The 18,258-nt window shown below is 59.5% G+C and carries 17 protein-coding genes, 1 other RNA gene and 2 pseudogenes; 11 read left to right on the top strand and 9 right to left on the bottom strand.

The features are described from left to right. Positions 1 to 48: 48 nt before the first annotated feature. Both ligA and EC915_RS24985 read left to right on the top strand, forming a co-directional pair. Positions 49 to 2,412 carry an NAD-dependent DNA ligase LigA gene (ligA, locus tag EC915_RS11145; protein WP_133750572.1) on the top strand — a complete coding sequence of 788 codons (2,364 nt, stop codon included), beginning with the start codon at positions 49 to 51 and terminating at the stop codon, positions 2,410 to 2,412. A gap of 262 nt (positions 2,413 to 2,674) precedes the next feature. After that, a pseudogene (locus EC915_RS24985) lies at positions 2,675 to 3,151 on the top strand (putative zinc-binding metallopeptidase); the annotation flags it as partial. A 66-nt stretch (positions 3,152 to 3,217) separates the two neighbouring features. On the opposite strand, the gene EC915_RS11135 reads toward EC915_RS24985, so the two are convergent. After that, the gene (locus EC915_RS11135; protein WP_133750571.1) at positions 3,218 to 3,715 is read right to left on the bottom strand and encodes an N-acetyltransferase; all 498 of its coding nucleotides are present in this window, start codon (positions 3,713 to 3,715) and stop codon (positions 3,218 to 3,220) included. 195 nt (positions 3,716 to 3,910) lie between these two features. Between EC915_RS11135 and ffs the strand changes: the two genes are divergently transcribed. Then, positions 3,911 to 4,007, top strand: an RNA gene (gene ffs / locus EC915_RS11130) — signal recognition particle sRNA small type. Between the two features lie 112 nt (positions 4,008 to 4,119). On the opposite strand, the gene EC915_RS11125 is transcribed toward ffs, so the two are convergent. Beyond that, positions 4,120 to 4,323, bottom strand: a complete 204-nt coding sequence (locus EC915_RS11125) for a hypothetical protein (protein ID WP_133750570.1) — start codon at positions 4,321 to 4,323, stop codon at positions 4,120 to 4,122. A gap of 246 nt (positions 4,324 to 4,569) precedes the next feature. Here EC915_RS11125 and coaA point away from each other — a divergent pair, with 246 nt between their 5' ends. From coaA to EC915_RS11105, 4 genes are all read left to right on the top strand, one after another. Continuing rightward, a complete protein-coding gene (gene coaA, locus EC915_RS11120; RefSeq protein ID WP_133750569.1) occupies positions 4,570 to 5,496 on the top strand; it encodes a type I pantothenate kinase in 927 nt (308 codons plus the stop codon). A gap of 20 nt (positions 5,497 to 5,516) precedes the next feature. Further along, the gene (locus EC915_RS11115; RefSeq protein WP_133750568.1) at positions 5,517 to 5,882 is read left to right on the top strand and encodes a Rap1a/Tai family immunity protein; all 366 of its coding nucleotides are present in this window, start codon (positions 5,517 to 5,519) and stop codon (positions 5,880 to 5,882) included. Between the two features lie 109 nt (positions 5,883 to 5,991). Further along, positions 5,992 to 6,570 (top strand): TetR/AcrR family transcriptional regulator, encoded by a 579-nt coding sequence (locus tag EC915_RS11110; RefSeq protein WP_133750567.1) that lies wholly within the window; start codon positions 5,992 to 5,994, stop codon positions 6,568 to 6,570. 37 nt (positions 6,571 to 6,607) lie between these two features. Continuing rightward, positions 6,608 to 7,828: a nitrate/nitrite transporter gene (locus tag EC915_RS11105; protein ID WP_133750566.1), complete on the top strand. Its 1,221-nt coding sequence runs from the start codon at positions 6,608 to 6,610 to the stop codon at positions 7,826 to 7,828. Between the two features lie 49 nt (positions 7,829 to 7,877). Here the strand turns inward: EC915_RS11105 and EC915_RS11100 are convergent, their stop codons facing one another. The 4 genes and pseudogenes from EC915_RS11100 to EC915_RS11085 form a co-directional block, all read right to left on the bottom strand. After that, positions 7,878 to 8,717 (bottom strand): PhzF family phenazine biosynthesis protein, encoded by an 840-nt coding sequence (locus tag EC915_RS11100; protein WP_133750565.1) that lies wholly within the window; start codon positions 8,715 to 8,717, stop codon positions 7,878 to 7,880. A 123-nt stretch (positions 8,718 to 8,840) separates the two neighbouring features. Then, a complete protein-coding gene (locus tag EC915_RS11095) occupies positions 8,841 to 9,329 on the bottom strand; it encodes an N-acetylmuramoyl-L-alanine amidase (protein WP_133750564.1) in 489 nt (162 codons plus the stop codon). Between the two features lie 116 nt (positions 9,330 to 9,445). Then, a pseudogene (locus EC915_RS11090) lies at positions 9,446 to 9,817 on the bottom strand (alkaline phosphatase family protein); the annotation flags it as partial. 1 nt (position 9,818) lies between these two features. Beyond that, a complete protein-coding gene (locus tag EC915_RS11085; protein ID WP_133750563.1) occupies positions 9,819 to 10,592 on the bottom strand; it encodes an ABC transporter substrate-binding protein in 774 nt (257 codons plus the stop codon). Positions 10,593 to 10,749: 157 nt separating this feature from the next. Between EC915_RS11085 and dnaX the strand changes: the two genes are divergently transcribed. The 4 genes from dnaX (at position 10,750) to recR (ending at position 15,237) form a co-directional block, all read left to right on the top strand. After that, positions 10,750 to 12,918 (top strand): DNA polymerase III subunit gamma/tau, encoded by a 2,169-nt coding sequence (gene dnaX, locus EC915_RS11080; RefSeq protein ID WP_133750562.1) that lies wholly within the window; start codon positions 10,750 to 10,752, stop codon positions 12,916 to 12,918. 67 nt (positions 12,919 to 12,985) lie between these two features. Beyond that, the gene (locus EC915_RS11075) at positions 12,986 to 13,312 is read left to right on the top strand and encodes a YbaB/EbfC family nucleoid-associated protein (RefSeq protein WP_133750561.1); all 327 of its coding nucleotides are present in this window, start codon (positions 12,986 to 12,988) and stop codon (positions 13,310 to 13,312) included. A gap of 224 nt (positions 13,313 to 13,536) precedes the next feature. After that, positions 13,537 to 14,565: an NADP-dependent oxidoreductase gene (locus EC915_RS11070; protein ID WP_133750560.1), complete on the top strand. Its 1,029-nt coding sequence runs from the start codon at positions 13,537 to 13,539 to the stop codon at positions 14,563 to 14,565. Between the two features lie 69 nt (positions 14,566 to 14,634). Further along, complete coding sequence (gene recR, locus EC915_RS11065) at positions 14,635 to 15,237, top strand: recombination mediator RecR (RefSeq protein ID WP_133750559.1); 603 nt, start codon at positions 14,635 to 14,637, stop codon at positions 15,235 to 15,237. A 79-nt stretch (positions 15,238 to 15,316) separates the two neighbouring features. Here the strand turns inward: recR and EC915_RS11060 are convergent, their stop codons facing one another. The 3 genes from EC915_RS11060 to hemN all read right to left on the bottom strand — a co-directional run bounded on the left by EC915_RS11060 (position 15,317) and on the right by hemN (position 18,169). Next, positions 15,317 to 15,865, bottom strand: a complete 549-nt coding sequence (locus EC915_RS11060) for an adenine phosphoribosyltransferase (protein ID WP_133750558.1) — start codon at positions 15,863 to 15,865, stop codon at positions 15,317 to 15,319. A 66-nt stretch (positions 15,866 to 15,931) separates the two neighbouring features. Further along, on the bottom strand, positions 15,932 to 16,666 hold the full coding sequence (gene fnr, locus EC915_RS11055) for a fumarate/nitrate reduction transcriptional regulator Fnr (RefSeq protein ID WP_133750557.1): 735 nt from the start codon (positions 16,664 to 16,666) through the stop codon (positions 15,932 to 15,934). Between the two features lie 120 nt (positions 16,667 to 16,786). Beyond that, positions 16,787 to 18,169 (bottom strand): oxygen-independent coproporphyrinogen III oxidase, encoded by a 1,383-nt coding sequence (gene hemN / locus EC915_RS11050; protein ID WP_133750556.1) that lies wholly within the window; start codon positions 18,167 to 18,169, stop codon positions 16,787 to 16,789. Positions 18,170 to 18,258 lie beyond the last annotated feature (89 nt).

Below are 18,258 nucleotides of genomic sequence, written 5' to 3'. Positions count from 1 at the left end.
ATGAATTGAGCAGCTTCGGCTGCTCTTTTGCTTTTCGAGAACCTAACTATGAACGTCGCCGAACAACGAATCCTGGAACTGCGATCAGAGCTGGATCTGCATAACTACCGCTACCACGTCCTCGATGAACCGAGCATTCCGGACGTGGAGTACGACCGCCTGTTCCACGAGCTCAAGGCGCTTGAGGCGCAGAACCCACATCTGGTAACCCCGGATTCCCCGACGCAGCGGGTCGGCAGCGCGGCGCTGTCGGCGTTCACTCAGGTGCGCCATGAAATCCCGATGCTCAGCCTGGGCAACGCTTTCGAAGAAATCGACATGCGCGAGTTCGATCGTCGTGTGAGCGAAGGCCTGGATTTGCCGGTGGGTGACTCGCTCGGCGACGGCGCCAAAGTCGAATACAGCTGTGAGCCCAAGCTCGATGGTCTGGCCGTAAGCCTGCTTTACCAGGACGGTGCGCTGGTCCGTGGCGCTACGCGCGGCGATGGCACCACCGGTGAAGACATCAGTGTCAACGTGCGTACCGTACGAAATATCCCCCTCAAACTGCACGGCAAAGGCTGGCCGCAGGCTCTGGAAGTGCGCGGCGAAGTCTTCATGTCCAAGGCCGGTTTCGAACGGCTCAACGCCAGTCAGCTCGAAATCGGCGGCAAGACCTTCGCCAATCCGCGTAACGCCGCCGCCGGCAGCCTGCGTCAGTTGGATTCGAAGATCACGGCCAATCGTCCTCTGGAGTTCTGCTGCTACGGCATCGGACAGGTGTCCCACGATATATCCGATACACATATCGGCAATTTGCAGCAGTTGAAAGCGTGGGGCATGCCGGTCAGCCGCGAGTTGAAGGTCGCGCGTGGCATCGAAGACTGCATCGAGTATTACCACGACATTGGCGAGCGCCGCCTGTCCTTGCCCTATGAAATCGATGGGGTGGTGTTCAAGGTCAACAGCATTGCTTCGCAACGTGAGCTGGGGTTCCGTGCCCGCGAACCGCGCTGGGCCATCGCTCACAAATTTCCGGCAATGGAAGAACTGACCGAGTTGCTGGATGTGGAGTTTCAGGTCGGACGCACCGGTGCGGTGACCCCGGTCGCGCGCCTGAAGCCGGTCAAGGTGGCGGGCGTTACCGTGGCCAACGCTACGCTGCATAACATGGATGAGGTCGCGCGTCTGGGCCTGATGATCGGTGACACCGTGATCATCCGCCGCGCAGGGGATGTGATTCCGCAGGTTGTGCAGGTAGTGCTGGAACGTCGTCCCAAGAGCGCGCGTCAGGTTGAGATTCCGCAAACGTGCCCGGTGTGTGGCTCGCAGGTGGAACGCACGCAACTGATCAAACGCAGCAAGGGCAAGGAGACTGTCAGCGAAGGCGCCGTGTATCGCTGTGTCGGACGGTTGGCCTGCGGTGCGCAACTCAAGCAGGCGATCATCCATTACGTGTCCCGCCGGGCGATGGATATCGAAGGGCTGGGCGACAAGACCATCGAGCAACTGGTCGATGAAAAACTCATCGGCTCGCCGGCCGATCTCTACAAGCTGGAATATGACGACATCATCGAGCTGGAGGGCTTCGCCGAGATATCCAGCAAAAAGCTGCTCAAGGCCATCGACGACAGTAAACAGCCGACCTTGGCACGCTTCATCTATGCCTTGGGCATTCCCGATGTGGGCGAGGAAACGGCCAAGGTCCTGGCGCGTTCGCTAGGGTCGCTGGAGAAGGTCAAGGTCGCGCTGCCGGAAGTGTTGACCTACCTGCCAGACATCGGGCTTGAAGTGGCCCACGAGATTCACAGTTTCTTCGAGGACGATCACAACCAGAACGTCATCGGCGCACTGCTCGGTGAATGCCAGATGGCCTTGCAGGACGTTGGAGAGTTGGGCGCCGAGTTTGCCGCCAGCGCGACATTGGGTGGCATGCTCGACAAGCTCAACATCCCGTCGGTGGGGCCAGGGGCGGCGCAGAAGCTGGCGGATAAGTTCACCACGCTGCAAGGGGTGGTCAAGGCCGACTGGCTGGACATGCGCCAGGCCTTGCCGGAAAAGCAGGCCCAGTCTCTCAGAACGTTTTTTGACGTCGAAGAAAACGCCAGGCGTGCTGTCGCCATTGAGCAACAGCTCAAAGACTTCGGCATGCATTGGGAGAGCGATAAAAAGGTCGTCGAAGGCCTGCCGCTGACGGGACAGACCTGGGTGCTGACCGGCTCGCTGGAGCTGATGAGTCGCGACGTCGCCAAGGACAAACTCGAAAGCCTTGGCGCCAAGGTTTCAGGCTCTGTCTCGGCCAAGACCCACACCGTCGTCGCCGGGCCGGGTGCAGGGTCAAAACTGACCAAGGCCAATGAGCTGGGTCTGAAGGTGCTGGATGAAGAGGCGTTCGTGACATTCCTGAAGAAGCATGACGTGCCCGTGGACTGACACGGCACCCTGACGGTTTGTGATCTATGGGCAACTTTAAAGGGGGGGCATGCTGGCGAAGGCGGGTGTCAGGTCAGGCATGGGTGACTGAGCCGCCGCATTCGCTGCCGTCGCTGCTTCCGACATTTCCACCAGCATCGCGGAGGCTGTTCGATGTCGACAGGGTGTGTCTCGTCAGAATGTCCGGAACCCGTTCAATCCCCGACGCTCTAGTGTTTGCATAGCATTCAGAAGACCACCATGTTCCAGTTCTTCGAGCAACATTTTTCCTGAGCATAATGCGGGAGAGTTCTGCACTGCCTGTAGCCTGAACCGGACCATTCCTGCTCTCTGCGTTCCGGAAAACCCTGAACGCCGGCTCAAGACAGAAATGGCCAAGCGTCGCCTGACCGCACAGCTGATCACGTTGGACTTCACGTCATCCCCAAGGCCGTCGATGAGGAACGTGGTATTCGAATTCCTCGCGGCGATCTGCAAGGCAATCTGCCCACTACTGGTCATGCCAACGGCTTGATCATCCTCAACGTAGAGGATGCGGACGATTCCATCCGTGAGAAGGTGCGCGTGCAGATGCACGAGCTATCGCGCGCTGCTCGGACATTTCCGTCATGAAGTAGGGCATTACTATTGAGATCGTCTGATTGCCAACACGTACTGGCAGGACGGCTTCGGTAACCTGTTTGGCGATGACCGCGCCAGTGACGCCGAAGCTCTGGATCATCATTATCAGAACGGTGCGGCGGGAGGGGGACACAAGATCAGACCCCTTCGGGTTGGAATGAGTTGAACAGCGACCTCTGGCGGCTCAGCGTAAGCGGCGTGTCATGCGCGTCTCGTAACCGTCTGCGGTGCGGGTAGCATTGCCGTCTTCCCGCCAACCCAGCGACAGGTAAAGCGCGCGGGCTACCTGATTGGTGGGATGCACCGCCAGCATCAACTGCTCGATGTCCGGCCATAGTTGTAAAACCTGCTCCGGTAACTGGCGTAAACACGCTTCGCCCAGTCCGCGACGTTGATACCGCTGGTCGATGATCAGCGCATGCAGCGTAGCGGTTGTGCCTGGAGCCTCTTGCGCCCAGAGCGGCAACAACACCCGACGTTTCAGCAGAAAAAATCCCCTCGGCACGTCGTCTATCAACAGCACGTAGCCCTGGATATCGGCCAGTGGGCGAGCAGTGAGTGAATGAAGGGCGCCGTGAATATCCCCTGCGACGACTTTCTGCCAAGGCTGCAACTCGATTTGCTCGACCTGTTCGCGCTGCAGCGCAGACAGCGCCTGGTATTTCATCAATGAGCTTTTCATGGGCGCAACCATGCCGGGTCTCTGATGCAAAAGCCAGAGCCCGATGATTCGAAGTTGCCGAGCGAAGCGGCTTTCTGGCGTTTACACAAGTGCTTGAGCGCTATCAAATTTTTATCTGACGCCAGGGTTGTAACTTGGCGCAAGACCGGTACAATGGCGCGGCTCGCCAACTGGTGAGTGTCGTTATGGTGACCCCATCGGTCCCCCCGCAACGATTACCCGTGAACCTGGTCAGATCCGGAAGGAAGCAGCCACAGCGGGAACATTGTGTGCCGGGGTGTGGCTGGTGGGGTTGCCTCCATTCTAAAGCTCGCTCTTCTTCGCAAGCTGCGCTTGAATCTCCTGGTCCCGATTTCCCAACTGCGACGTCCATCAAGGACTTCCCCGCGCTTTCGCGCGAGACCTCAGTATCTATCCGCGTGTTCATTCGCAAATTGCTTCCCGGCAGGCGTGCGTTCGGCCACCACGCATCCTTCCCTGATCGACACGTCGGCATAGCCCTGATCGCGTAGATAAAGAAGCGCTGTGAAGTCCAGTGGATTGACTCTTAAGGCGGCTTCGTCAGCAAGGGTGGTGAGCAGTTGCAGGGCCGAGCATTTATGCCGCATGGATAAGCGCCTCCGAGAGCAGGGTAGGGTGGCTCTTTGTCACCATCCAGCAAACCCGAGTTCCATTTATTTTTCTGCCGGGATTGGTCTATGCGCTCGGGTCTTATCGGAGCACCCGACTGTCTCGGATCAACGTCGATTGCGCCAATAATGCGAGGCAAATCAAAGAAATCTGCCCCGCTTTTGGGTCAATACGATAGTCTTCGCACCATTGTCGAAATGGACACCTGGATTGGAAGGCTATAGATGGCGCCTGATGACTATCTCGTAATGACCAGTGCCGAGTGGGCGGGGCTGCGCGCCAGTACGCCGCTGACTTTGTCCGAAGAAGATCTGGCGATGTTACGAGGCGTAAACGAAGACATTTCCCTGGAAGATGTCGTCAATATCTATCTTCCCCTGTCACGCCTGATCAATCTGCACGTCAGCGCTGCCCGCAATCTGGCAAGCATCAAGGACACTTTCCTCGGCCGTCCCGCGAAGAAGCAGACCTATGTTGTTGCCGTCGCCGGCAGTGTGGCCGTGGGCAAGAGTACCTTCGCCCGGGTGTTGCAGGCGCTGATGGCTCGCTGGCCTGATCACCCGCGGGTCGATCTGGTGACCACTGACGGTTTTCTGCACCCCAATGCCAAGCTCGATGCGGGCGGCATCATGCACCGCAAGGGCTTTCCGGAAAGCTACGACCGCAAACGCATGGTCAGGTTTCTGTCTGATCTCAAGGCCGGCGTCGCCGATATCAGTGCACCGGTCTATTCGCACATCAGCTACGACATCGTGCCGGATAAATTCCTGCAGATCAGTCAGCCGGACATTCTGATATTCGAAGGCTTGAACGTGCTGCAGACTGCCGGCAACGACGGCCAGAAGCCTGGCAGTATCGTGTCGGATTTCTTTGATTTTTCGATCTATCTGGACGCCGACGAAAGCAATATCGAGCGATGGTACGTCGAACGTTTCCTGATGCTGCAACGTACTGCGTTTCGTGCGCGCGGTGCTTACTTCCGGGAGCTGGCCGATCTGCCTCCGGAAAAGTCCCCGGACGCCGCTCGCAAGATCTGGCGAGACATCAATCGCCCCAACCTTCTGGAAAACATCCTTCCCACCCGCGAGCGGGCGAGCCTTGTGGTGCGCAAGGCTGCGGACCATTCGGTGAAGGAATTGTGGTTGCGGTAGGGGCAGAGGATAGATCACACATGACCAGAGCAACTCTCTGCGCGACAGCGTTGGCGTTGGGCTTGAGCGCTGGCGCCATGGCCGACGGCAACAAGCTGTTGCTCGAATGCCAGGATGGCATCAGCAGCATGAGTGGCGGCGTCGCTAAAAACCCTGTGGGTATCGGCCATTGCGTTGGCGTGCTGCAAGCCACCATCGACACACTGGACCTCGTTCACGAAGCCGCCGGCACGCCCAAACTGGTCTGCGTACCGGAGGGCGGGATCCCCATGCTTCAGTCGATGCGCGTTGTGGTGCAGTCGCTGGAAGAACACCCCCAGAGCCTGCACCTCAACGAGTCGGTTCTGGTCGTCTCGGCGCTGAAAAACGCCTTTCCCTGCCGATAGTTTCCATCCCATCCTTTTGCCATCGTTGTGGAATCTTTTCTCATGGCTGGCTATTCTGGTTTTTCCGTCTATCTTTACCGGTCAGTACAGATAACCTGAGTCGTTCTGCATGTTGACCACCAGAGATTTTGCCGCCAACCATCAGCGCCTGATCGACGCTGCGTCTGCGCTGTTTTTTCGCGACGGCATCAATGCCACCGGGATTGCAGCCGTAGCTGAGTTCGCTGGCGTATCGAAGATGACCCTGTATGCCCACTTCACTTCCAAAGACGAGTTGATCGTGGCGTTTCTCGACAAGCGTAACGAACGTTGGGAGGCGGCCGTACAGCAAACCCTTGGGTCCGGTGGGACGCCTGCCACTCAATTGCTTGATCTGTTTGACCTGCATCGGCAATGGCTTCGCGAGGGCGGATGGCGGGGCTGCCCCTACGTGAATTCCGCCGCCGAGTTTCCCGATCGCAGCCATCCGGTTCGCCTGGCGGTGGACCGGCATAAACGCGGGATGAAACAGCACTTGCTGGATCTGGCTGAGGCCGCCGGTCTGGCGAATCCTCGGACATTGGTCAGGCGGCTGTTCATGCTGCTGGAAGGAGCGTTTCTGACCGGCGCTCTGGAACACGATGACAGCGTATTTCTGATCGCCAAAGACCTGGCCGCAGAGCTGATCGACGCAGCGCGATCTGCGTAAGGCTTTTCCCTCTCTCATTCAAGAAAGGAAGCTGGCTATGCGTATCAATGCTCTGATTGTGCTGTTGCTGACCGGCCTGGTAGCTGCGACGTTCGGTTTCGGGATTTACCTGTTCGCGCAGCTGGTGCCGGACATGCGTGACAGCCTGGGCTTCGATATTTCCTGTGTCGGCACCATCACGGCGGCAGGGCAGTTTGGTTTTCTGCTGTGTGCACTGCTGGCAGCCTGGATCACTCCGCGAGTCGGGGGCGGCTGGGTGATCTTTGTTTCGGGTGTGGTCTGCGCGGCGGCCCTGCTGCTGATCCCGCTGACCCATGACATCGTCTTGATCGGCATGCTGCTCACCGTATTGGCGGGGACGGCAGCCACCGTGTTTGTGCCAATGGTCGATGTGATTTCGCGTACGGTCGCCTTCAATTATCGCGGCATGGCCATGGGTTTGGTCTCCAGTGGTACCAGCTACGGCGTTTTCGTCAACAGTCTGTTGGTGCCGTTGTACGCGGCACAGGGGCAATGGCCAATGGTTTGGTGGATTGTCGGCCTGATCACGGTGGTTCTGGCGATCGGTGTGGCGGTGGTGTTCAAGCGGGCAGGGTTGTTCCTCCAGCCCGAGGCCGCAACCATCAGCGAACCGATGCCCAAGGTCGACAAGGCTGCGCTGATGCAGCCTTGGGTGCTTACCGTATGGGCGATGAATTTCCTACTGGGCTTCTCGACCTTTCCGTTCCAGAACTACCTGTCGTCCTACCTGCGCACGGAGCTGAATTTCGCCGTCACCTACACCGCACAAATCTGGGCCAGTATTGGGTTCGTTGGCATGTTCGCGGGTCTGGCGGTGGGCTGGCTGGCTGATCGAGTCGGCTTGCGAATCGCCATGATGCTGGTCTACGCCTGCGTGGCCCTGGCTGCCATGATTCTGGTCACGCACCCTGGCGGTTATTGGCCGATGGTGGCGGGCGTGTTGTTCGCGCTGGCGTTCTATCCCATCTTCGGTCTGATCCCCGCCTACGTATCGAAGATGGCTGGTAGCGCGGCAATGGCGGTCACCCTTTTTGGCGTCGCCAACATCCTTCAGGGGGTGGGCGGGATGCTCGGCAATTTCAGCGGCGCGGTGCTGGCCCGGTTTAGCGGATCGTTCGTGGGCGTGTATGTCGCCATCGCGCTGGTTGCCGTATCGCTGGCGGGGCTGACATTGCGCTTGCCCAAGGAAGCCGGCGCAATGCAAGTGGCCAATCCGCTGGCCACCGTCAGTACCTGAGTGTCGCGTGATGGCCCATCACGCAAATCAGGTCGGCCACCCTGAAGGATTACAGGGTCACGCTTCCCCTCACGCAGTGCTGCACGTCACCGCCGATCCAGATCTGCTCACCGATCTGCTCGATGCTGATCCGCCCGCGATGACCGATCACCGTTCCCTGCCGGGCGGTGTATCGGCTTGGCGCCAAACCTGCGCTGATCAGCCATTGGGCGAGGCTGGCGTTGAGGCTGCCGGTGACCGGGTCTTCAATGCCGTTATCGCTGCTGATCAGTGCGCGTACTTCGAAGTCGTCCTCGGCGTCAGGACCGGTCCATGGCGCCACGACACCTACATTCAGACCCTTGAGCGCGGCGTAGTCGGGGCGGATCGCCAACAGTTCATCGCGACTTTCGAGCATGACCGCCACCCAGCCCGGCCCGTTGTCGGCCCACTGGCTGGCGACGATGCTTGCAGGCGACATGCGCAGTCCGGCTGCAATGTTCTGCAATACGTCGGCCTCGACCGGTCCGCTGCGCAGCAACGGCGGAGCGCTGAAGGCCAGGCGCGAGCCGTTGCGGCGGATACGAATCAGGCCGACACCACATTCCTGAACGATCTCGTCAGCCTTCGGGATGCCGCCGTTATCGAGCCAGACGAAACAACTGCCCAGCGTCGGGTGGCCAGCGAACGGCAGCTCGCGGGTAGTGGTAAAAATGCGCACGCGATAGTCGGCGTCGGGGTGGGTCGGACGCAGCAGGAAAGTGGTTTCACTGAGGTTGGTCCAGCGCGCGAATGCGGCCATCCGAGCGTCGGTCACCTCATCGGCAGCGTGCACCACGGCCAGTGGATTGCCTTCGGTGGCAGCGCAGGAAAAGACGTCAACTTGCTGGAAATTCAGTGTCTGGGGCATGGCAATCTCCTGATGTGCTGTAGGGCGCGGTCACTCTATTGCGCAGAAACCGCGCTGTATATGCACAGTTCCACACACATTCACAGCAGATGTGTGTGGTTGGCGGAGGCCGGACTCGTCAGCTTATGTGTAGCGTTTTAGCCAGGCCCTGACATCGAATGACGGACAGGCCTTGATGAACTCGCTGGAGCTGATCACGCCATCGCCGTTGCGGTCAGGGGACAGATCTCGATGACCCAGAATGCGAGCATCGGGATAACGCGTACCGAGCTGCTCGAGCAATCCGCGCAAGGCAGCGAACTGCTCTGACGTGAAGTTGTTCTCGGGTTTGCCCGTTGCGTCCACGCCCCCGGCCAGACACACGCCAATCGAGTTGGCGTTGTGCCCTTTGACGTGGGCGCCAATGGCCGATTCAGGTCGACCGGTTTGCACCTCGCCGTTGCGGCGGATGACGTAGTGATAGCCCACCGTGTCGAACCCTCGCTGGCGGTGCCATTGAGTAATGTCCTTTACCCCGATGTCCAGGGTGGGGCGCGTGGCCGAGCAGTGCACGACCAATAGCTCGGTGGTCTTGCGGTGTCTGGGCACGTAAGGAGGATGTGCTGCATTCATGTTGTCGCTTCCTTGCAGGTGATTGGAGCCCTGAAAGGAATATCTATTACGACGACAGGTCAACCGGGCAAAGATTGCAGGACGTCTCGGTGACGTCCTGCACAACCGGTCATCAATCAGCCCGGAAAGCGCAGGGCATTGGTCAGGTCGCCCATGGGTGTCTGTCCGCGGGCGGTCATTGCCTCGTCGCGCTCCTTCAGGCCGTCGAGTTGTTCCAGGCCATGCACGCGGGTGATCAGGCGCAGGATCGAGGCCGTGTCATAGACGGTGCGGTCCACGGAGCCCATGCGCGCGAACGGCGAGATGCCGATGGCCGGAACGCGCGTGCCGGGCCCCCAGCGATCACCCTTTGGCGGCGCAACGTGATCCCACCAGCCGCCGTTCTCATCGACGGTGATGACGATCACCATGTTTTTCCATTGCGCACTGTTGCGCAGCACTTTCACTGCGCGATCGATGTGGCGATCACCGGCGGCGACATCAGCTTGATCACCGCGCAGCCGCAGGCTGGTCGGCAGGCAGACCCGACACGGTTTTGTAGCGCTCCAAGATGCGGTCGATCTCGCCGGACATGCGCATGCGCAACAGAATTCTCATCAACCGCTGTGCCGGGATGCCGGGGTCGTTGCGCACGAGGCAACCCACCGATTGCTCGTCGATCACCGCTACGCTGCGCAACTTCTGGTCATCCGGCAGGTTGTGGTTGAACCAGTCCAGCGACCATTGGCTGCCCACTGCATAGCGGTAGCGATGAACCTGCAATTTCTCCAGCACCTGCACTTCGCTGCGCGCATCGTCGCGGTGCAAAACCTTGCTATCGAAATCGGCTTGCAGGGTAGGGTAGACGTAGCCCAGCACCGTCCCTATGGTTTCACCGGACAGGGTTTCGGGCGATCTCGGAGCGGGGTTGTCAGGAGTACTGATCAGTAGGTCGCGTTGGATCAGCAGCGGCAGGCTCCAGGTGTAATCTCCCGACAGGCTGGGCATCCATGACTGCGTGGTGTAACAACGCACGTCAACCCTGCCGCTATTCAAGACACGTTCCACGCGTTGAACGGGCACGACGCGATATTCCGCCGTCATGTTCGCCTGGGCCGCCATACTTTGCATGATGTCGAAAATGATACCGCCACTGGGCTGATGGTCATCGATCCTCACCAGTGGCATCGCCCATGCGTCGGCGATGGAAAAACGCAAGGGTACCTCCCCGGCGTGGGTGGCCCCGCTTGTCAGCAACAGAGCGCTCAGTGCCAGCAGGCGCATCAAGGTCCCTCGTGTCAGCATTGACGGCGCAATTATGCAGTGACGTCAGTCTACCGGCAGAGGGTTTATATGCCCGCAGTCATATTGCCCGGATGCAATTTTGCCCCCGCTCCGCTAGCATTAGCGGTCTTCCGCAACCCAGTCGCGACGGTTTTCAATGAGTTATCAGGTTCTTGCACGTAAATGGCGTCCGCGCTCGTTCCGCGAAATGGTCGGCCAGACCCATGTGCTCAAGGCCTTGATCAACGCGCTCGACAGCCAGCGCCTGCACCATGCCTATTTATTCACCGGCACGCGCGGGGTCGGCAAGACCACCATCGCCCGGATCATCGCCAAGTGTTTGAATTGCGAAACGGGGATCACGTCCACGCCCTGTGGCGAATGTTCGGTCTGCCGGGAGATCGACGAGGGCCGTTTCGTCGACCTGATCGAGATCGACGCCGCGAGCCGTACCAAGGTCGAAGACACCCGTGAGCTGCTGGACAACGTGCAATACGCGCCCAGCCGCGGGCGCTTCAAGGTCTACCTGATCGACGAAGTGCACATGCTCTCCAGCCACTCGTTCAACGCTTTGCTGAAGACGCTGGAAGAGCCGCCGCCCTACGTCAAGTTCATCCTCGCGACCACCGATCCGCAGAAGCTGCCGGCGACCATCCTGTCGCGCTGCCTGCAGTTCTCCCTGAAGAACATGACCCCCGAACGGGTGGTCGAACACCTGACGCACGTGCTGGGCGCGGAAAACATTCCGTTCGAAGACGACGCGTTGTGGCTGCTCGGTCGAGCCGCCGATGGCTCCATGCGTGACGCCATGAGTCTCACCGACCAGGCCATTGCCTTCGGTGAAGGCAAGGTGCTGGCTGCCGATGTGCGGGCCATGCTAGGCACGCTGGATCATGGTCAGGTCTATGACGTTCTCACTGCGCTGATCGATGGCGATGCGCGCTCCCTGCTTGAAGCCGTGCGTCATCTGGCCGAGCAGGGTCCTGACTGGAGTGGTGTGCTGTCCGAGATTCTCAACGTGCTGCACAGGGTGGCCATCGCCCAGGCGTTGCCAGAGGGTGTCGACAACGGTCACGGTGATCGCGACCGCGTGCTGGCACTGGCTCAGGCCTTGCCTGCCGAAGACGTGCAGTTCTATTACCAGATGGGGCTGATCGGTCGACGTGATCTGCCCCTTGCGCCAGATCCGCGTGGCGGTTTCGAGATGGTGCTGTTGCGCATGCTCGCCTTTCGCCCGGCAGATAACGATGACGCGCCCGGACAGCCGTTAAAGTCGGTGGGAATCAACCCGGCCACGGTTGATTCCCAGGCTACGGTGGCCGGTGCAGCGCCCGTTGCTCCGGCACCCGCGTACGTTCCGGCGGCAGCTGAGCCGCTGCCTGTCGCTTCGCCCGTTGTGGCCTCGCCGGTCGCAGGTCATACCGAACCGGTCGCCAAGCCCGCTGTGCCAGCAACGCCTGAACAAGCACCTGCGCCCGCGCCCGCAGAAGACATCGATCTGCCCTGGAACGAGCCCAAGGCTGTGCAGTCGAGCGCCGAGCCAGAGCCTGCGTCTGCTGCCGAAGAAATTCCGCAGCCGATGCTCGACACGGTTGCCGAGCAACCTGAACTCACGCCGATGCCCGGCCCGACACCGGCAACCCCGGTACCGGATGCGCCGGAAGTAGAGTCTCGGGAACAACTGCAAGCCGCCGCCGGTTTGGTCACCCCGGCCATGCTCGAACACGTGCCCATTGCCACGCCCTATGTACCGGCGCCGATGGAACGTGACGACGAGCCGCCGCCGGATGACGATTATTACGAGCCGGACATCGACATTGACCCGGCCTCGTTCGCCTATCTCGACGATCTGGCTCACGAAGCCGTCGAAACCGTTGAGGCGGTGGAGAAAGAACCCGAACCGTTGCCCGCCGCCGCACCCGCTACCGGGCTGGCCGCTGATTGGCTGGACCTGTTTCCAAAACTGCCGATCTCCGGCATGACGGGCAGCATTGCCGCCAACTGCACGCTGATCTCGGCCGAGGGCGATAACTGGCTGCTGCACCTGGATCCGGCGCACAGCGCGCTGTTCAATCCGACGCAACAGCGGCGCCTGAATGATGCGCTGAACCAATACCATGAACGCACCATCAACCTGAGTATCGAGCTGATCAAGCCCGAACAGGAAACCCCGGCTCAAGCGGCTGCCCGTCGGCGCGCCGACCGTCAGCGCCAGGCCGAGGCTTCGATACAGGGCGATCCGTTCATCCAGCAGATGCTGACGCAGTTCGGCGCAAGCATCCGCGAAGACACCATTGCTCCCGTGGATACTCCGGTAACCCCTTAATGAACCCGAGGCGCTAGGCTGATATAGCGCCGCCCAATGAACCCATCGACTTTCGAGGAGAACTCTCATGATGAAAGGTGGCATGGCTGGCCTGATGAAGCAGGCCCAGCAAATGCAGGAAAAAATGGCCAAGATGCAGGAAGAACTGGCCAATGCCGAAGTCACCGGCCAATCGGGCGCAGGCCTGGTGAGCGTGGTGATGACCGGTCGCCATGACGTCAAGCGCGTCAATCTGGACGACAGCCTGATGCAGGAGGACAAGGAAATCCTTGAAGACCTGATCGCGGCCGCCGTCAACGACGCTGTGCGCAAGATCGAAGCGGCGAGTCAGGAAAAGACCGCGAGCATGACCGCCGGCATGCAACTGCCGCTGGGTATGAAAATGCCGTTCTGATCGAGCGCACGTTGCACCCGATGCCAGGCTCAGTGCCTGGCATTTTTGTTTGTGGTCGATGAATTCTGCGCTGTACACCGTAAGTGATCTGCGCCCTCCAGGTGTCATCACGTCCGCTTATCGCATTTCGGGTGCATATCATCGCCACATCCGACCGAACACCCTTCAGCGCACACGGTCTGCTTTCTATCGTCCCGAATTGATCAATCCAGGAGTTGCTCCCGATGTCGCAAGAATTGATCCTCAACCAGCGTGTGGTCCTCGCCTCCCGTCCAGAAGGTGCGCCGACGCCGGAGAATTTCCGGCTTGAACGCAAGGCGTTGCCTGATCTGGAGGAGGGCCAGGTTCAGCTGCGCACGCTATATCTTTCCCTGGACCCCTACATGCGCGGTCGCATGAGTGATGCGCCGTCCTACGCGCCACCGGTGAAAATCGAAGCGGTAATGGAGGGTGGGGCGGTCAGCGTGGTCGAGCAGTCGCGCAACCCCGGATTCAAGGAGGGTGACCTGGTGGTCGGTCAGACCGGTTGGCAGAGCCATAGCATTTGCGATGGCAATCATCTGTTGGCGATACCGAAGGATTTGCCGAGTACGTCAATGGCCGTAGGTGTGCTGGGTATGCCCGGCATCACCGGTTACATGGGTTTGATGGACATCGGAAAACCCCAGGCAGGGGAAACCCTGGTGGTCGCGGCCGCATCGGGTGCCGTAGGCTCGGTGGTGGGGCAAGTGGCCAAGCTGCATGGCCTGCGGGTGGTCGGCATCGCCGGCGGTGTCGACAAGTGCCGCTATGTAATGGATGAGTTGGGTTTTGATGCGTGTGTTGACCACAAGAGCGAGTATTTTGCCGAGCAACTGAGCGAGGCCTGTCCCAGCGGCATCGACATTTATTTCGAGCTGGTGGGCGGCAAGGTGTTCGAGGCCGTATTGCCGCTACTTAATCAATACGCGCGGATTCCCCTCTGCGGCCTGATTGCACAGTACAACGCCCAGGGCTTGCCGGACGGTCCCAACCATCTGCCGCTGCTGATGCGCACACTGCTGACCAAGCGCGCCCGGATTCAGGGCTTCATCGTCTACGAAGAGTATTACCATCGCCTGGAAGAATTCATGCAAGCCATGGTGCCGTTGGTGAAGGACGGCAAGGTCAAGTTCCGCGAAGACGTGGTCGATGGGCTGGAAAATGCCCCGGATGCGTTTATCGGCATGCTTGAAGGCAAGAACTTCGGCAAGCTGGTGGTCAAGGTGTCTTAAGCGTGATTTGACGCTTGTCAGAGGCGCGGGTATAAACCGCGTCTCGTGTTTCTGTGAGATTTTTCTTCAATGAGCTTCAGCCCTTTGATCCGCCAGTTGATCGACTCCCTGCGCATTCTGCCGGGGGTCGGTCAGAAAACCGCGCAGCGCATGGCGTTGCAGTTGCTTGAGCGCGATCGCAGCGGAGGGTCGCGTTTGGCCCAAGCCTTGGGTCAGGCCATGGAGGGCGTCGGCCATTGCAAACAGTGCCGCACGCTCACCGAAGACGAACTCTGCCCACAGTGTGCCGATAATCGCCGTGACGACACATTGCTGTGCGTGGTGGAAGGTCCGATGGATGTCTACGCCGTGGAACAGACCGGTTATCGCGGTCGCTATTTCGTGCTCAAGGGCCATCTGTCGCCCTTGGATGGTCTGGGGCCTGAGGCGATCGGCATTCCGCAGTTGGTGGCGCGCATCGAAGAGCAGGGCACCTTTAGCGAAGTGATCCTGGCTACCAATCCGACGGTAGAGGGTGAAGCGACCGCGCATTACATCGCCCAGTTGCTCAACAACAAGGGTTTGATTGCGTCGCGGATTGCCCACGGCGTTCCGCTGGGCGGCGAACTCGAACTGGTGGACGGCGGCACATTGGCGCATTCGTTTGCAGGGCGCAAACCGATCAAGCTGTAAATCGCCAGTCTGAATGGCGCAGTGCGCTGCAGGAGCGAATACATTCGCTCCTGCAGCGAGATGGCCGCAATGGCTGTATTTACTTATCGGTCAACGCAAACTGCGTCAGACAGAACGTCGGGATGCCCAGGTCTTCCAGGCGCTGCGATCCGCCCAGTTCCGGAAGGTCGATGATTGCGGCGGCCTCGTGGACGTTGGCGCCCATGCGACGAATCAGGCTGGCTGCGGCGACCAGGGTACCGCCGGTTGCGATCAGGTCATCGAACATCACCACCGAGTCGCCATCGCACAGGCTGTCGGCGTGGACTTCCAGAAAAGCTTCGCCATATTCGGTTTGATAACCCTCGGCCAGAACATCAGCCGGCAGCTTGCCTTGCTTGCGAAACAGCACCAGCGGTTTATTCAGTTCGTAGGCAACGATCGAACCGATCAGAAAACCTCGCGCATCCATCGCGCCCACATGGGTGAACTCGGATTCGATATAGCGCTGGACGAAGCTGTCGATCACCAGGCGCAGCGCCTTTGGCGACTGGAACAGCGGCGTGATATCGCGAAAAATCACGCCGGGCTTGGGGAAGTCCACCACAGGGCGGATGAGGGATTTGAAGCTTAATTCGTCGAAAATCATCAAAGGGTCCTGGGCAGGAGGCTCGCGCAAAAGGCGTAGTCTAAGCCTGCCCAGACCTTACTGCCATCAGCTTTCCAGCGACCCGCCCGCCAATGCGCACAGCTGAATCGGGTCCAGAATATGAATTTCCTTACCTTCGGCGTTAATCAGTTCGTTCTGCTGAAAGCGCGTGAACACGCGCGAAACGGTTTCCACGGCAAGCCCCAGGTAGTTACCGATTTCGTTGCGTGACATGCTCAGACGGAACTGATTGGCGGAAAATCCACGGGCGCGGAAGCGCGCCGACAGGTTGACCAGGAAGGTTGCGATGCGCTCGTCAGCGGTTTTCTTCGACAGCAACAGCATCATTTGCTGGTCATCACGAATTTCCCGGCTCATGACTCGCATCAGTTGGCGCCGCAGTTGCGGCAGCTGCACAGACAGTTCGTCCAGACGCTCGAAGGGGATTTCGCACACCGACGTGGTTTCCATGGCCTGGGCGGACACCGGATAAGCTTCGGAGTCCATCCCCGAAAGGCCGACCAGTTCGCTTGGCAGATGGAAGCCAGTGAGCTGCTCTTCGCCGCCATCGCTGAGGCTAAAGGTTTTCAAAGCGCCAGAGCGCACGGCATAAACCGAATTGAACGCATCGCCCTGACGAAACAGAAACTCGCCTTTCTTCAAAGGACGGCCACGTTTGACGATATCGTCCAAGGCGTCCATGTCTTCCATGTTCAATGAAAGCGGCAGGCACAACGGGGCCAGGCTGCAGTCCTTGCAGTGAGCCTGGGTGTGAGCGCGCAATTTGACTGGCTCAGACATCGGGTAATTCCTTGTAATAAAACACACAGTAGTCGTAAGGGTAGCCCAATGACCAAAGCCCCGACTAGCACGTGCCCTCCATAGCGTGAAAATGATTCCTGCCGCTTCTTCGGAAATTTCCTAAATAACTTTGGAAAATCGCTGGCGGTTTTGTAGGTCGAGGTAAGCGTCGAAGACCATGCAGATGGAGCGCACAAGCAGTCGGCCGGCCGGTGTCACGCGCAGACTGTCAGCGTCCAGGTGAATCAGCCCGTCCGTGGCCATGGTCAGTAATCTGGGCCATACGTCATTGAAATAGTCGCGAAAATCGATGCCAAAACGGTCCTCGACAGTAGCGAAGTCCAGCGAGAAATGACAGATCAACTGCGCGATGACGGCGCGTCGGATGTGATCGTCTACGTTGCACAGCAGGCCACGGCTGGTTGCCAATTGATCGCTGCCCAGCAGGTTCTGATAGTCGGCAAGATCGCTGCTGTTCTGTGCGTAAAGATCGCCAATCTGGCTGATGGCCGAGACACCCAGACCGATCAGATCGCAATGCCCGTGAGTGGTGTAACCCTGAAAGTTGCGTTGCAGTGTACCCTCTTCCTGAGCGATGGCCAGGTCGTCATCGGGCAGGGCGAAATGGTCCATGCCAATGTAGCGATAGCCTGCCCCGGCCAACTGCTCGATGGTGCGCTGGAGCATCTGTAATTTGTGCTCAGCGCTTGGCAGTTGTGCCGTGTCGATGCGCCGTTGTGGCATGAAGCGTTCCGGCAGATGCGCATAATTGAACACCGACAGGCGATCCGGCTGCAGGGCGATGACTTGCTCGACAGTGCGGGCAAAACCGTCCGGGGTCTGCAAGGGCAGGCCGTAGATCAGGTCGATGTTCACCGAGCGGAACTGCAATGTGCGCGCCGCTTCGACGATAGCGCGGGTTTCGTCCAGGCTTTGCAGGCGGTTGATTGCGCGTTGCACCAATGGATCGAGATCCTGCACGCCAAGGCTGACGCGGTTGAAGCCAAGTTCGCGCAGCAGCCCCATGGTCGACCAGTCGGCTTCGCGTGGGTCGATTTCAATTCCATAGTCGCCGCAGTGGTCGTCCAGCAGGGTGAAGTGCTTGCGCAGATGCGCCATCAGTTGCCGCAGTTCGACATGGCTGAGGAAGGTCGGCGTGCCTCCGCCGATGTGCAATTGCTCGACCACCTGACGGCCATCGACGTGACAGGCGACCATCTGGATTTCCTGCTCCAGACGCTGCAGATACGCCTGTGCGCGGCCCCGGTCCTTGGTAATGACTTTGTTGCAGGCGCAGTAGTAACAGATGTTGGCGCAGAACGGGATGTGCACGTACAGCGACAATGGGCGCACGGCCTTGCGACTTTCGCGCAGTGCATGCAGCAGATCGAAAGCACCCACCTGGTTATGAAACTGCACCGCAGTCGGGTAGGACGTGTAGCGCGGTCCTGTCAGATCGTGGCGACGGATGAGTTCAGAATCCCAACGAAGGTCGTCGAGCATGGGGCATTCTCGGAAAGGCTGGCGGTAAAGGCATTTTAGGGAGAGGGAGGAGCGGGGGGTTGATCTGGGTCAAGGGGGCGCTGCTCCGA

It is taken from the genome of Pseudomonas sp. LP_7_YM (assembly GCF_004364435.1).
Lineage (GTDB): Bacteria > Pseudomonadota > Gammaproteobacteria > Pseudomonadales > Pseudomonadaceae > Aquipseudomonas.
The sequence above is the reverse complement of the archived record's forward strand: the minus strand, read 5'-3'. Positions and strand labels throughout refer to the sequence as shown.

Excerpts from the sequence above, each read along its gene's own strand:
- ligA (WP_133750572.1), top strand. The coding sequence starts at position 49 with ATGAACGTCGCCGAACAACGAATCCTGGAACTGCGATCAGAGCTGGAT.
- EC915_RS11135 (WP_133750571.1), bottom strand. The coding sequence starts at position 3,715 with ATGAAAAGCTCATTGATGAAATACCAGGCGCTGTCTGCGCTGCAGCGC.
- EC915_RS11125 (WP_133750570.1), bottom strand. The coding sequence starts at position 4,323 with ATGCGGCATAAATGCTCGGCCCTGCAACTGCTCACCACCCTTGCTGAC.
- coaA (WP_133750569.1), top strand. The coding sequence starts at position 4,570 with ATGGCGCCTGATGACTATCTCGTAATGACCAGTGCCGAGTGGGCGGGG.
- EC915_RS11115 (WP_133750568.1), top strand. The coding sequence starts at position 5,517 with ATGACCAGAGCAACTCTCTGCGCGACAGCGTTGGCGTTGGGCTTGAGC.
- EC915_RS11110 (WP_133750567.1), top strand. The coding sequence starts at position 5,992 with ATGTTGACCACCAGAGATTTTGCCGCCAACCATCAGCGCCTGATCGAC.
- EC915_RS11105 (WP_133750566.1), top strand. The coding sequence starts at position 6,608 with ATGCGTATCAATGCTCTGATTGTGCTGTTGCTGACCGGCCTGGTAGCT.
- EC915_RS11100 (WP_133750565.1), bottom strand. The coding sequence starts at position 8,717 with ATGCCCCAGACACTGAATTTCCAGCAAGTTGACGTCTTTTCCTGCGCT.
- EC915_RS11095 (WP_133750564.1), bottom strand. The coding sequence starts at position 9,329 with ATGAATGCAGCACATCCTCCTTACGTGCCCAGACACCGCAAGACCACC.
- EC915_RS11085 (WP_133750563.1), bottom strand. The coding sequence starts at position 10,592 with ATGCGCCTGCTGGCACTGAGCGCTCTGTTGCTGACAAGCGGGGCCACC.
- dnaX (WP_133750562.1), top strand. The coding sequence starts at position 10,750 with ATGAGTTATCAGGTTCTTGCACGTAAATGGCGTCCGCGCTCGTTCCGC.
- EC915_RS11075 (WP_133750561.1), top strand. The coding sequence starts at position 12,986 with ATGATGAAAGGTGGCATGGCTGGCCTGATGAAGCAGGCCCAGCAAATG.
- EC915_RS11070 (WP_133750560.1), top strand. The coding sequence starts at position 13,537 with ATGTCGCAAGAATTGATCCTCAACCAGCGTGTGGTCCTCGCCTCCCGT.
- recR (WP_133750559.1), top strand. The coding sequence starts at position 14,635 with ATGAGCTTCAGCCCTTTGATCCGCCAGTTGATCGACTCCCTGCGCATT.
- EC915_RS11060 (WP_133750558.1), bottom strand. The coding sequence starts at position 15,865 with ATGATTTTCGACGAATTAAGCTTCAAATCCCTCATCCGCCCTGTGGTG.
- fnr (WP_133750557.1), bottom strand. The coding sequence starts at position 16,666 with ATGTCTGAGCCAGTCAAATTGCGCGCTCACACCCAGGCTCACTGCAAG.
- hemN (WP_133750556.1), bottom strand. The coding sequence starts at position 18,169 with ATGCTCGACGACCTTCGTTGGGATTCTGAACTCATCCGTCGCCACGAT.